Below are 12,888 nucleotides of genomic sequence, written 5' to 3'. Positions count from 1 at the left end.
CACCGGCTCACACCACCCGGAACAGAAAGCCGAAGGACACCGTGGACTTCATCTTCATGCTCACCCGCGACGACCGCACCGTCACCGACTGCCTCGAGGTCCTCGACACCATCAAGGACCTCGGCATCACCCACATCGGATTCAAGGATATCGGCGTCGACCGCGACACCCTCGCCCAGCTCCACACTCGCATCAAGGACATGGGCGCCACCACCTACCTCGAAGTCGTCAGCACCGACCGGGACCAGGCCCTTGCCTCCGTACGGACAGCCACCGAACTCGGCGTCGACTGGCTGATGGGCGGTACCTGGATCAAGGAGACCCTCGATCTCCTGCAGGGCACGTCCATCGGCTACCTGCCCTTCGCCGGAGAACCCCTCGGGCACCCCACCCGCCTCGCCGGCGACCCGGACCGCATCGCCGACGACTGCCGACGGGCAGAAGCCGCGGGCTGCGCCGGCGTCGACCTCCTCGCGTACCGCGCCACCGATGCCGACCCTCTCGACCTGGTCCGCGCCGCCCGCGCCGCCATCACCGGCCGCCTGGTCATCGCCGGCTCCATCACCAGCACCGACCAGATACAGGCACTCGCATCAGCCGGAGCCGACGCCTTCACCATCGGATCCGCCGCTTTCGACGGCTCCCTGCAGCCCCACGCCGGCACCCTCCGATCCCAACTGGCCCCCGTGGTGGGTCTGTAGCAAGAGCCGCCCCCGGAACTCAGAAGCTAGGCGGCGCGGAGCGCCCCGTGCGTGCGGGAGCGGTCTCCGCTTCGCCGTCCGGGATGAAGCGGCATCCGCCAGTGCACGAGGACCGGGCAAGGTCACGGGCGAGGTGAGGTCGAGTCACGCGGCCATCCGCTGGACCTCTTGACTCCCCCCTAAGCCGCTGCCATTCTCTGTGCCAGATATTAGCACGGTATTCCACAATGTGGCACGACTTCGGGAGGATTCGAGGGTTGGGGTGGATCCCCGAACCCGGGACGAATGCGAGCGTTGGGGCCCCAAGGGCGCGCCCCCCTCCAAGTCGCCACCAAGCATCCTCACGCTCGGGGCCCAGCATGCGGCCCGGCGATACGAAAGGAGAGTCCTGTGTCAGCTGCGAGGAAGCGCGTCGCCGTCGTCGGCGTCGGAACCATGGGCAGCCAGGCCGTCTGGCGGCTGGCGGCCCGCGGCGCCGAGGTCGTCGGCTACGACCGGTTCGCGCCCGGCCACGACCGCAGCGCCGCAGGCGGCGAGACCCGCGTCTTCCGCAGCGTGCAGACCCACGACGGCCGCTATGTGCCGCTCGTCCGGCACGCCGACGCCCTCTGGAAGCAGTTGCAGGCGGAGACCGGGCGGGAACTGCGCCGCCTGACCGGAGCCCTGGTCATGGGGCCGGCCAACGACCCCGAGATGCGTACCGTCATGGACGGCATCGCCGAGCACGGCCTCGTCCACGAGGTGATCGACGCCGAGGCGATGGCCAAGCGTTTCCCGCAGTTCCGCGTCGACGACGGCGACCTGGTGGTCCTCGACTCCCACGCGGGCTTCGTCCGCCCCGAGCTGACGGTCCAGACCGCGGCCCGGCGTGCCGAGGAGCTGGGGGCCCGGATCCGCCGCTACACCCCGGTGCGGGAGGTCACTCCCGTCGCCGGGGGAGGCGTGGAGATCCGCACCGACACCGACACGGAGCGCTTCGACACCGCGGTCGTCACCCCCGGCCCGTGGGTGGGCGACCTGCTGCCCGACCTGCCGTGGGAAGTGAGCGTCTACCGCGCAATCAACGCCTGGTTCCTGCCCCACGAGGACCACCCGGCAGACGCGGAGCGTCCCGCCTTCATCCGCCGGGGCGACATCCCCTTCTACGGCATCCCGTCTCCGGACGGCCTGACCGTCAAGCTCGGCCTGCCCCAGGCCCACCACAAGCCCGTGGACGACCCGAACCGGCTGAACCGGACCGTCGCACCGGAGGAACTGGAGACCTTCACGGAGGTGGTGCGGCGCCACCTGCCCGGCCTGAACCCCGACCCGGTACGCCTGTCCGTCTTCATGGAGGGCTACACCGACAGCACCCGGCCGCTGGTCGGCCCCCTGCCGGGCTGCGACGACATCGTCCTGCTGGCCGGCTTCTCCGGCCAGGGCTTCAAGCTCTCGCCCGCCATGGGCGACATCGCCGCGGACCTCGCCCTGGAGGGCCGCACCTCCCAGCCGATCGACTTCATCACCACAAACGACCGCACCGCGGCCTGAGTTCGAACGAGGTAAGACATGACCCTGACCATCGGCCCGCTGCGGGCCGAGCCCGGCCAGAAGACCCGCGGGAGCCTGCCCGCCGACCTCGGCCCCACGACGGTGGAGGTTCCCCTGATCCTCGTCAACGGCTCCCGTCCCGGCCCCAGGGTCGTGATCACCGGTGGTGTCCACGGCGGCGAGTTCATCGGCGTCGACGGCGCCACCCGCCTGGCCGGGCTGCTGGAACCGGACGACGTCGCCGGCCAGGTGGTGATCTGCCCCGTGTCCAATCCGCCGGCCGTTTACGGGGGCAGGCTCAACATCTCCCCGCTGGACGGCGTCAACATCAACCGCGTCTTCCCCGGCGACAAGGACGGCGGCCCCACCGACCGGATGGCGGCCTGGCTGTTCGAGTACGTGATCGACGGCGCCGACGCCTACGTGGACCTGCACAGCGGCGGCATCGACCAGCACCTGCTCGACTTCGTCGGCTACCGTCTGACCTCCGACGACGAGCTGGATGCGAAGAACAGGGGAATGGCCCACGCGGTCGGATACGAGCGGGTCATCTTCGGCACCAGCCCGGACGGCGGCAACAGCCACGCCGCGGCGAACCGGCAGGGCATCCCCGCGATCCTCGTCGAGACCGGCCAGCTCGGCGACCGGGACCCGGCCACCGTACGCAGGCTCCTCGACGGCCTGTACCGGATCCTGCACCACCTCGGTGTCATCGAGGCGCCGCAGCACCTCGCACCGGTGACCGTGCAGCCGCGCGACTGGATCTGGACGGGCGAGGTCGAATCTCCGGCCGCAGGCCTCTGGTACCCGGACGCGGTCACCGGCGACGAGGTGACCGAGGGACAGACCATCGGCCGCATCATCGACCCGATCGACGGCGCCGAGCACAAGATCGCCGCCGTCTCCACCGGAACGATCATCTACAGCATGAACGGGCTGTCCGTCCGCCCCGGCACGCACCTCGCCGCCATCGCCACCCCCCCACGACTGACGGGCCTCATGCCCGACCACTGAACCGCCCCCATCCCGCTCCCCATGCCCTATTTCCAGGAGAGCTGGCATGAGTGATTCCATGATCGGTCGCAGAACGCTCCTGCGCGGAGCAGGCGGCCTCGCCGCTCTTCCCTCTGAAGAACGAAGCGGCCGTCACCAAGCGCTGGTTGGAGTGGCTCGTGGCTGAATTCGGTGTCGCCACACCGTCCGTCAAGGTGGCCGGCGGCAAGCCAGCCACCGCGACCGGCAAATCGCTGTCGGTAGTGGCACTGCGCAAGACCTACGGCGATGTCGTCGCCGTCGATGAGACGTCCATGGAGATCGCCGGTCCCTGGTCTACTGCCCGCCGGTCATCCTCATGGACGAACCGCTCGGCGCCCTGACAAGCGTGATCGAGCAGTTCGACACCCCCCTCGGAACTGTTCGAAGGGCCGAGAACCCACTTCGTCGCGGACCTCCTCGGCGCGGCCAACTTCCTGCCCGGCCGCGTGGAGAAGCACACCGACGAGCACACCCTTGTCTCGGGTGATCTCGCCGAAGTGAGCCGGGATGCCGAGGGACGATTCGCGAAGGAGACGGTCCGCTATGGACGCCATCGACGAGAAGATCCTCGCCGAGCTGACCCGCAACGGCCGAATCTCGCACTCCGAGCTGGCCGGCAAGGTGCTGCTGTCCCGCAACGCGGTGCGCCAGCGCATCGAACGGTTGGAGCGCCAGGGCCACATCGCCGGCTACACCATCGTCCGCGCAGGCGGCGACACCGGCGATGTGGTCTCCGCGTTCGTACTTGTGTACCGCCAGGACCGTATGCGCGGCGGCGATGTCCTGGCCGCACTCAAGCGCATTCCGGAGGTCGTCATCTGCGAGATCCTCAGCGGTGACTTCGACATCGTGGTGCGCCTGGAGGCGGCCTCACTGGAACGCGTACGAGTCATCTGGGAGGACATCGCCCAGATGCCCGGCGTACGGGACACGGTCACCGCGCTCACCCTGTCCAGCGTCGTCAACCGCCCGCGAGGAGCGCGGAGTTCAACGGAGCCGGGGTGAGCAGCGCATCGGCAGGTCCTCGCCGGTTACCGTTCAGTGCCAGGGGTTCGCGCTCGGTGCGGAAGGCGGTCACTGGACCACGTCAGTGATGTGGTTGACGCAGACGACCTTGGGCTGGGTCATCTCCTCGAAGGCGAAGCGCACGCCTTCGCGGCCCATGCTGCCGTATTTGAAGCCGCCGAACGGCATGGCGTCGAAGCGGTAGTCGGACGAGTCGTTGATCATGACTCCGCCGGCTTCCAGCAGCCGGGCCGCGTTCAGGGCGCGGTCCAGGCGGGAGGTGAAGATGCCCGCGTGCAGGCTGTAGTCGATGGCGTTGGCCTGCTCGATGGCGTCCTCGAAGGACGTGAACGGCTGCAGGACGACGACCGGGGCGAACACCTCCTCCTGCCAGATCGAGCAGGTTGCCGGGACGTCTTCCAGGACGGTCGGCGTGTACAGGGCGCCGGTGGCGTGGTTGCCGTAGAGCAGCACCGCGCCCTCGGCCACCGCCGTGTCGACCTTGGCCCGGGTGGCGGCCGCGGCCTCCTGGGTGATCATGGGGCCGACGTCGGTGCGCTCGTCGAGGGGGTCGCCGACGCGAAGCAGCTTGGTGCGGGCGACGAACGCGTCGCGGAAGCGCTCGTAGACCTCGCGGGCGATCAGGATCCGCTGGGTGCCGATGCAGTTCTGGCCCGCGGCCCAGAACGCGCCGGAGACACAGGAGGCCACGGCCTCGTCCAGGTCGGCGTCGTCCATGACGATGACCGGGGCGTTGCCGCCCAGGTCCATGGCGAGCTTTTTCAGGCCGGCCGTGCGGGAGATGGCCTCGCCGGTGGCGAATCCGCCGGTGAAGGACACCATGCGCACGTCGGGGGCGGCCACGATCGCGGCGCCGATGTCGGCATTGCCGTTGACGACGGTGACGATCTCCTCGGGCAGGCCGGCCTCGATGAGGGTGTCGACCAGGCGCAGCGCGGACAGCGGCGTCAGCGCGGACGGTTTGAGGATGACCGCGTTGCCGCCGGCGATGGCCGGGCCGAGCTTGTGGGCGACCAGGTTGAGGGGGTCGTTGAACGGAGTGATGGCGGCGATGATGCCCAGCGGTTCGCGGGTGAACCAGCCCTGCCGTTTCTCCGAGCCCTCATAGGAGTCGAAGGGGATGACCTCGCCGGCGTTACGCCGTGCCTCGGCCGCGGACAGGGACAGGGTGTTGACCGCGCGGGCGACTTCCTTGCGGGCCTGGGCGATGGTCTTGCCGGCCTCGCTGACGATCAGCTGAGCGAAGGACTCGGCGCGCCGCTCGATCAGGCGGGCGGCGCGTTCCAGGACCGCAGCCCTGGAGGCGCGGGACAGCGCGGCCGACGTGCGGCGCCCGCACCTGGCCTGCTGCAGGATGCTGCCGACGGCGCCTGCGTCGACGGTGGGCACCGAGGCGATGACCTCGCCGGTGTAGGGGTTGTGCACGGGCGCCGTGTCGGTGCCAAGTTCGATGCTGGGGGGCACCACGGTGTCAGACACGGTGAGTCTCCTGGAGAACGGGGCGCGTGGGGGCGGTGTCGTCGTCCGCGTGGCGCTGGTGGATGGCGATGATGTCCGACAGCAGGGCGTAGGCGGTCTCGATGCGGCCGGCGCCCGGCCCGCAGACCGTGACGGTGCCGAGGAGGTCGGTGTGGAAGGCGACCGCGTTGACCGGGCCGGAGATCCCGGCGAGCGGGTGCTGGGCGGGCAGGGCGAGCGGGGCGACGCGGGCATCGACGCTGCCGTCCTCGTGGCGGGTGGCGGAGCCGACCAGCTTCCAGCGCAGCCCCTTCGAGGCGGCGTCCTGCACCTCGTGGGGGTTGATCGCGGAGATGCCCTCGCAGAAGACGTCCTCGCGGCGCAGGTCGGCGCCGAGGACCTCGTTGGCCAGGATCATGACCTTGAGCTGGACGTCGTGGCCCTCGATGTCCGCGGTGGGATCGGCTTCGGCGTACCCGAGCTTCTGGGCTTCGGCGATGGCCGCCGAAAGCTCGATGCCCTCTTCGAGGCGGCCGAGGATGTAGTTCGAGGTGCCGTTCATGATGCCCTGGACGCCGGTGATCTCCAGGCCGCCGAACATACGCTCGGCGGTGCGCAGGATGGGGGTGCCGCTGAGTACCGAGCCCTCGAACTCGAAGCTGACACCACGCTCGGCAGCCAGCTGTTTCAGTGCGCGGCCGGCGAGTGCGACCGGTCCCTTGTTGGTGGTGCACACGTGCTTGCCCGATTCCAGGGCCCAGCGCACATGGGAGAGGGCGGGCTCGCCGTCGGTGGGGTTGGTGAACGTCGCCTCCACGACGATGTCGGCCGGGACCTCGCGGATCACCCACTCGTTGCGCGGATCTGCGCTGCCGCCGGCAAGGCCCGCAAAGCTGAGCTCCCCGGGCTCGGCGGCCAGCAGCGGCGCCAGATCGATGCCGTCGGTGTCCACTAGGGAACCGGCCCGCAGATCGGTGATCGCCACCACCCGCAGGGCGAAGCCCAGCTCCTTGGCCAGGCGCTCCCCGCTCTGGGATATCAGCTCGGCAAGCGCGCGATTGACGCCGCCGAATCCGATGAGGGCGAGATCGTATCGGTCCATGAGATCGCTCCTTCACAGTCCGCCGCCTTCACGGTGCGGCTGCTCAGAGCCTCGCTTCTATGCCTGTCACCTGCTCCATGTCGCAACGGCCACGACGCATGCCGATCTGCCGTGTCCTGGGGCGATTCGCCCACCCCACCTCCGGCAACACCGCGATGGAGAGGCCGGACTGCTTGTACGGAGACCGGGGCGACGGCCCCCACTGCTCCCCACAAGGCGTACGGCTGAGGATGCCGCAGACGGATTCCGCGGGCGCTTCGGCACGGACGCAGTGCGCGCGCCCTGGGTGCCGTCGAGGGGCTGGCAACGCGCGAGTGAGCGTTAGACCGTGTAGGTGCGGCCGGGCCTGCAATCGGCCAGACGGTGGGCGGTGGGCGCGGGCCGGTCGATTGCGCAGGTTCCCGCCTGGCGCAGGCCAGCCGCGCCCACCGCCCTTGTCCCGGTCCGCCTTTCCCAACAGACCTCCCACGGCGCAGAGAAGCACACCTTCACCGGCCCACTGCTGCCGACCTCCTGGCGCTGACCGAGCCCCGCATCGACCCCGACGTCAAGAACGCGCAGCTGCGCCTGGTCGTCACCGCCACCGGCTCCGACGGCTACCGCGCCACCCTCGCCTGGGCCGAGACCGACCCGGCCTTCTCCGGCAGAAGGTCCTGCTCGCCGTCACCTAGGACGGCAAGAAACTCGACAAGGAAGGGCCGCGTCTGGTCGTGCCCGGCGACGTCAAGGGCGGCCGCTATCTCAGTGGCGTCGTCCGCCTGCACGTCGGCAACACCGACGCCCTCGACCCGTCTGACCGGCCCCTCGCAGACGCGGCCGCCCGCCCGCGCCGCGGCGGGCAGGTGGCCACACCCCACCGAAGAGATCGTGCGTCAGGCGTCCACCGCCATGAGCTGATCAGTCCGTGCCTTGGCGTGGGCGCAGCGTCGGCAGGCCCGCGAGGAACGCGGTGAGGGCGCGCTTCAGCGTCGGGAGGAACGGCGGGCGGGCGGCAGCGATCCATGGCTCCTGCGCGTAGAGCTCGGCCAGGACCGGGGGCGGATGGGCTGTCGGGTAGAGGAAGGCGGCCAGCGCGGTGGCCGTCCCGACCAGCTCCAGGCCTTCGCCGTCGGTCAACTCGCCGGCGCGCGCCACTTCGGCACCGATCTCGGCGCCCACGTCGAGGAGCACCACCTTGAAGGCGCGGGCCGCGTCGAGCGACACGTTGTGTTCCAGGCTGGCCGCGGCGTAGCCGAGAAGGTCGCACAGGAGCGGCCGTTCCTCCAGCGTCTCGGCGAGCGCGTCGACCACGCCGCCCGGACCGTCACAGGCGCGCAGCCGCTCGGTCACCGCTTGCTTCCAGCCCTGCCATTCTTCGGCGGCGAGTTCGAGATAGATCTCCTCGCGCGTGCCGAAATAGCGCACCACATTGGACTTCGCGAGCCCCGCGGCCGCCGCCACGGCACGCAGGCTGACCGTGCGCACGCTTGAGCGCAGGGCGAGCTCGCGCGCGGCGGCGAGGATCGCCTCGCGTCGCTGTTGCTTGTGCTCCGGCCGCCTGGCCCGCAGAAACTCCGGCTCGCTCATGATCCCGGACAGCATAACGGGACCCTTAACAGACCGCCGTCCTCTTATTAAGCGGACAGTGGTCTGTTAACGTTCATCGGGTACCCCATCGACGGAGGAACGATGCCCGCTGTAGTGCTACGGGTGAACGGCACCACCCATGAACTCGACCTGGAGCCGCAGGTCAGCCTGCTCGACGCGGTGCGCGAACACCTCGGGCTGACCGGCGCGAAGAAGGGCTGCGACCAGGGCGCGTGCGGAGCCTGCACCGTCCTGGCCGCGGCGTGCGCATCAACGCCTGCCTGGCACTTGCCATCCAGTACGAGGGCCGCGAGATCACCACGATCGAGGGCGTCGCGAGCCCGCTCCAGGAGGCGTTCGTCGTCCACGACGGGTTCCAGTGCGGCTATTGCACCTCCGGCCAGATCTGTTCGGCGATCGGCATGCTGGCCGAGCACGGGAACGGCGTCCCGAGCGCGGCGACCGAGCACCTCGACGCCGACGCCGTGGAGTTGACCGGCGCCGAGATCAGAGAGCGGATGAGCGGCAACCTGTGCCGCTGCGGTGCCCACAACGGCATCGTCGCCGCGATCCAGGAGGTCGCCGGGGCAGACGCCGTATCCCACGTCAGGGCGGAGGCGGCGCGATGAGGTCGTTCGCGTACGTGCGTCCGGACGACGTGGCCGCCGCCGTCCGGACGGTCGCGGCCCAGCCGGACGCGAAGTTCCTCGGCGGCGGCACCAACCTGGTCGACCTGATGCGCGAGGGGATCGAGCGGCCCGCGACCGTCGTCGACGTCACCGGGCTGCCGCTGGAGGAGATCGAGGAACTGCCGGACGGGGGACTGCGCATCGGCGCGGGGGTCCGCAACAGCCGCCTCGCCGGGCACCGGCTGGTCCGCAGCCGCTACCCGATGCTGGCCCAGGCGATCCTGTCGGGCGCGTCGGCGCAGCTGCGGAACATGGCGACGGTCGGGGGCAATCTGCTGCAGCGCACCCGCTGCCTGTACTTCTACGACGACGCGGCCGCCTGCAACAAGCGCGAGCCGGGGGCCGGCTGCGCCGCACGCGATGGGTTCCACCGGAGCGGCGCGATCCTCGGGGCGAGCCCGACCTGCATAGCCGCGCATCCGTCCGACATGTGCGTCGCGCTCGCCGCGCTGGACGCCGTGGTCGAGGTGGAGAGTGTGCGCGGCGTCCGCCGTATCCCGCTGGCCGGCTTCCACCGGCTGCCCGGCGACACCCCGCACATCGAGACCGAGCTGGCCGCCGACGAGCTGATCACCGCCGTCGAACTGCCCGCCGTGCCGGTCGCCGCGAACTCGCGCTACCGCAAGGTGCGCGACCGCGCCTCGTACGCATTCGCACTGGTCTCGGTCGCCGCCGCACTGGACGTCCGGGACGGCGCGGTCACCGGCGCGCGGCTCGCCCTGGGCGGGGTTGCCGCCAAGCCGTGGCGGGCCTCGAAGGCCGAGCAGGCCCTGCTCGGCGCGCCCGCCACCGAGGAGTCCTTCCGGCACGCCGCCGAGGTCGAGCTCGCGTCCGCCGAAGGGCTTCCGGGAAACGCATTCAAGATCGATCTCGCCCGGCGCACGATCGTCGCGACCCTGCGCCAGGTGCTCACGGAAGGGGGCGCAGCATGACGGTGCCGCACGACGCCGAGAACCATAGCCGGCTCATGACCCAGGTGGAGAGCCCGTCGAAGCCGCAGACCGCGGCGGAGCCGGTGGTGGGCAAGCCAATCGACAGGCTGGACGGCCGGGCCAAGACGAGCGGGCAGGCGCGCTTCGCGGCCGAGCATCCGTACCCCGATCTCGCGTACGCCGCGCTGGTGCACGCGACGATCGCGCGCGGCCGCGTCACCGGATTCGACGTGGCAGGGGCCGCCGCCGTACCGGGCGTGCTGACCGTCCTCACGCACGAGAACGCGCCCCCCATGGAGCCACCGCCGCGGCCGACGCTGGCAAATATGGGCATGATCCTCACCGGGGCCCCGGTCAACTACCTCCACACCGACGAGGTGCACTGGAACGGCCAGCCCGTCGCAGTCGTCGTCGCCGAGACCCTGGAGGCGGCGCGCGAGGCGGCGGCACTGGTCGAGGTCGCCTACCAGGAGTCCCCGGCCACCACCGACTTCGCCGCCCAGGAGGAGCATGCCGTCCTGCTGAAGGGCAATCCCTTCCAGCCCGGAACCGCGAAAAAGGGCGACGCCGAGGCGGCGCTCAAGGCCGCCCCCGTATCGGTGGACCTGCGGTTCACCACCCCGCCGCTCAACCACAACGCGATCGAGCCCCACGCCACCACCGCGGTGTGGGACGGCGACCGGCTGACCGTGCACGAAGCCACACAGGGCACGACCTTCCTCCGCACCCACCTCGCGGCCAGGTTCAGCGTGCCCGTGGAGTCGGTGCGAGTGATCGCACCGCACGTCGGGGGCGCGTTCGGCGGCAAGGGCCCGGTGTGGGCCGGCACGCTGCTCACCGTGCTCGCAGCCCGCGCGACCCGGCGGCCGGTGCGCATGATGCTCACCCGCGAGGGCGTCTACCGCACGGTCGGCGGGCGCTCGCCATCCATCCAGCGGATAGCCCTCGGCGCGACGGCGGACGGCGAGATGACCTCGCTCATCCACACCGGCGTGACCAGCATCGGGCGGGTCGGCGGACTGCCCGAGGGGGTCACCGCGCCGTCCGGGCACCTGTACGCCGCGCCGAACATCCTCCTGCGCCACAGTCAGGTCGAGCTCGACTGGCTTCCCAACACCTTCATGCGCGCCCCCGGCGAGGCGCCGGGTTCGTTCGCACTGGAGGCGGCGGTGGACGAGCTCGCCTACGAGCTGGGCATGGACCCGATCGCGCTGCGGATGCGCAACGAGCCGGAGACCAACCCGATCGACGGCAAGGCTTTCTCGCACCGGCTGCTGCGCGAGACATACGCCTACGGCGCGCAGCGGTTCGGCTGGGCGGACCGCACGCCCGAGCCGGGCTCGATGCGGGACGGCCGGTGGCTGGTCGGCATGGGCGTGGCCACCGCCCACCACGGGACGAACCGGTTCACCGCCAACGTGACGGTGCGACTGTCGGCGGACGGCAGCGTGCTGGTGCGCTGCGCCCTGCAGGAAGTGGGCGTGGGCGCGGCCACCGTCCAAGCGCAGATCGCGGCCGACGCGCTCGGCGTGCCGCTCGACGCGGTGCGGGTGGAGCACGGCGACTCCACGCTGCCCGCCGCGCCCGGCGCGGGCGCCTCCGCGCAGACCGTGAGCGTCTCCGCGAGCCTGCTGGCCGCCTGCGACAAACTCAAGCGCAAGGTGCGCGCGCTGGGCGAGGGCGCGTCGTACGCGGAGATCCTCCAACGGGCGGGACGAGACCATGTCGAGGCGGCGGTCGGGTCCGAGACGCGGCTCGGCGCGCTGGCCGGGCAGGCGAAGTTCATGGCGAGGTTCCTGCGCGACCAGCGGCGCTGGGTGAAGGCGGCGTCCGGGGCGCAGTTCTGCGAAGTGCGGGTCGACCCCGACACCGGTGAGATACGGGTGTCGCGCTGGCTCGGCGTGTTCGACGTCGGCAGGGTGATCAACGCCAAGACCGCCACCAGCCAGCTCCGCGGCGGCATCGTCATGGGCATTGGCATGGCACTCTCGGAAGAGACGCTGGTGGATCCCCGCACCGGGCGGATCATGAACCCGAGCCTGGCCGAGTACCACGTACCCGTCCATGCCGACATCCCGCCGATCGACATCCACTACCTGGACGAGCCCGACCCGACCATGCCGCTCGGGCTTCTCGGCCTGGGCGAGATCGGCGTCACCGGCACGGCCGCCGCGATCGCCAACGCCATTTACCACGCCACCGGCAAGCGCGTCCACGACCTGCCGATCACCCTGGACAAGGTGCTGTGACCGCACCGTGTCCTCTAGAGGTCGATGCCGGCGGCTTCAGCCGCCGACATCGACCTCTCTGGAACTCGCCGACGGGCATGCCCCGTACGGGCTGCGGGGTGTCGGGGAGGCGCCGACGCTGTCTTCGACGCCGGCGGTTCTCGCGGCGATCCGCGCGGCGACGGGACTGGCGCTTGAGCGGACGCCGGTGCGGCCGGAGCATCTGACGGGCATGGCGTAGACACGCCGCCGCTGTGGGCAATCGTGCCGCTGGGGCGATGGGGGTACCTCCCATGCCCTTAAGGCAATGGGGGAGGGTGGGCACAGCGGCACCCCGACGGCGGGTCACGCCTCCTTACTGTGGATAACCCCGACGTTTGGGGCAGCTGCACATCCAACGGGAACCCGCCGTCGTGGGTTGTGCCCACCCTCCCCCAAGCTCTCGGCTTCGCTCGAGTAGGGGGACTCCCATCGCCCCGCGGAACGCCTGCCCACAACGGTGGCGGAACGCCTGCCCACCAACGGGAACGGGAACAGGAGACCCAAATGCTCGACATCGCCGACGAGTTGACCCGGTGGGTTGTGCAGGGGCGCGGCTTCGCCGTTGCCACCGTCGTGGCT

At 70.6% G+C, this 12,888-nt stretch carries 11 protein-coding genes and 1 pseudogene; 8 read left to right on the top strand and 4 right to left on the bottom strand.

Annotation, left to right across the window (positions count from 1 at the left end):
- The first annotated feature begins 41 nt into the window (after positions 1-41).
- From H1D24_RS35625 to H1D24_RS35605, 5 genes are all read left to right on the top strand, one after another.
- Complete coding sequence (locus H1D24_RS35625) at positions 42-701, top strand: HisA/HisF-related TIM barrel protein (RefSeq protein ID WP_181661870.1); 660 nt, start codon at positions 42-44, stop codon at positions 699-701.
- Positions 702-1,091: 390 nt separating this feature from the next.
- Entirely contained in the window at positions 1,092-2,231 is a 1,140-nt protein-coding gene (gene solA / locus H1D24_RS35620) for an N-methyl-L-tryptophan oxidase (protein ID WP_181661869.1), read from the top strand.
- 18 nt (positions 2,232-2,249) lie between these two features.
- Positions 2,250-3,245, top strand: a complete 996-nt coding sequence (locus H1D24_RS35615; RefSeq protein ID WP_181661868.1) for a succinylglutamate desuccinylase/aspartoacylase family protein — start codon at positions 2,250-2,252, stop codon at positions 3,243-3,245.
- Positions 3,246-3,403: 158 nt separating this feature from the next.
- Positions 3,404-3,607 carry a hypothetical protein gene (locus H1D24_RS43105; RefSeq protein ID WP_258564582.1) on the top strand — a complete coding sequence of 68 codons (204 nt, stop codon included), beginning with the start codon at positions 3,404-3,406 and terminating at the stop codon, positions 3,605-3,607.
- 202 nt (positions 3,608-3,809) lie between these two features.
- Positions 3,810-4,271: an Lrp/AsnC family transcriptional regulator gene (locus tag H1D24_RS35605; RefSeq protein ID WP_181661867.1), complete on the top strand. Its 462-nt coding sequence runs from the start codon at positions 3,810-3,812 to the stop codon at positions 4,269-4,271.
- 69 nt (positions 4,272-4,340) lie between these two features.
- Here H1D24_RS35605 and H1D24_RS35600 read toward each other — a convergent pair whose 3' ends face one another.
- From H1D24_RS35600 to H1D24_RS35585, 4 genes are all read right to left on the bottom strand, one after another.
- The gene (locus tag H1D24_RS35600) at positions 4,341-5,771 is read right to left on the bottom strand and encodes an aldehyde dehydrogenase family protein (protein ID WP_309484571.1); all 1,431 of its coding nucleotides are present in this window, start codon (positions 5,769-5,771) and stop codon (positions 4,341-4,343) included.
- On the bottom strand, positions 5,764-6,852 hold the full coding sequence (locus H1D24_RS35595) for a homoserine dehydrogenase (RefSeq protein WP_181661866.1): 1,089 nt from the start codon (positions 6,850-6,852) through the stop codon (positions 5,764-5,766). Before H1D24_RS35595 ends, H1D24_RS35600 begins: the two co-directional genes overlap by 8 nt.
- 596 nt (positions 6,853-7,448) lie before the next feature.
- Complete coding sequence (locus H1D24_RS35590; RefSeq protein ID WP_181661865.1) at positions 7,449-7,709, bottom strand: hypothetical protein; 261 nt, start codon at positions 7,707-7,709, stop codon at positions 7,449-7,451.
- Between the two features lie 40 nt (positions 7,710-7,749).
- Complete coding sequence (locus H1D24_RS35585; RefSeq protein ID WP_258564581.1) at positions 7,750-8,433, bottom strand: TetR/AcrR family transcriptional regulator; 684 nt, start codon at positions 8,431-8,433, stop codon at positions 7,750-7,752.
- Between the two features lie 87 nt (positions 8,434-8,520).
- Between H1D24_RS35585 and H1D24_RS35580 the strand changes: the two are divergent.
- The 3 genes and pseudogenes from H1D24_RS35580 to H1D24_RS35570 all read left to right on the top strand — a co-directional run bounded on the left by H1D24_RS35580 (position 8,521) and on the right by H1D24_RS35570 (position 12,288).
- Positions 8,521-9,047 (top strand): annotated as a pseudogene (locus H1D24_RS35580) (2Fe-2S iron-sulfur cluster-binding protein).
- Positions 9,044-10,039: an FAD binding domain-containing protein gene (locus tag H1D24_RS35575; protein ID WP_181661864.1), complete on the top strand. Its 996-nt coding sequence runs from the start codon at positions 9,044-9,046 to the stop codon at positions 10,037-10,039. Before H1D24_RS35580 ends, H1D24_RS35575 begins: the two are co-directional and overlap by 4 nt.
- Positions 10,036-12,288, top strand: a complete 2,253-nt coding sequence (locus H1D24_RS35570; RefSeq protein ID WP_258564580.1) for a xanthine dehydrogenase family protein molybdopterin-binding subunit — start codon at positions 10,036-10,038, stop codon at positions 12,286-12,288. Before H1D24_RS35575 ends, H1D24_RS35570 begins: the two co-directional genes overlap by 4 nt.
- The last annotated feature ends 600 nt before the right edge of the window (positions 12,289-12,888 follow it).

This window comes from Streptomyces himalayensis subsp. himalayensis, assembly GCF_013778455.1.
GTDB lineage: Bacteria > Actinomycetota > Actinomycetes > Streptomycetales > Streptomycetaceae > Streptomyces > Streptomyces himalayensis.
Note: the sequence above shows the minus strand (reverse complement) of the source record. Positions and strands in the feature narration are given on the sequence as shown.

Excerpts from the sequence above, each read along its gene's own strand:
- H1D24_RS35615 (WP_181661868.1), top strand. The coding sequence starts at position 2,250 with ATGACCCTGACCATCGGCCCGCTGCGGGCCGAGCCCGGCCAGAAGACC.
- H1D24_RS35570 (WP_258564580.1), top strand. The coding sequence starts at position 10,036 with ATGACGGTGCCGCACGACGCCGAGAACCATAGCCGGCTCATGACCCAG.
- H1D24_RS35595 (WP_181661866.1), bottom strand. The coding sequence starts at position 6,852 with ATGGACCGATACGATCTCGCCCTCATCGGATTCGGCGGCGTCAATCGC.
- H1D24_RS35575 (WP_181661864.1), top strand. The coding sequence starts at position 9,044 with ATGAGGTCGTTCGCGTACGTGCGTCCGGACGACGTGGCCGCCGCCGTC.
- H1D24_RS35585 (WP_258564581.1), bottom strand. The coding sequence starts at position 8,433 with ATGCTGTCCGGGATCATGAGCGAGCCGGAGTTTCTGCGGGCCAGGCGG.
- H1D24_RS35605 (WP_181661867.1), top strand. The coding sequence starts at position 3,810 with ATGGACGCCATCGACGAGAAGATCCTCGCCGAGCTGACCCGCAACGGC.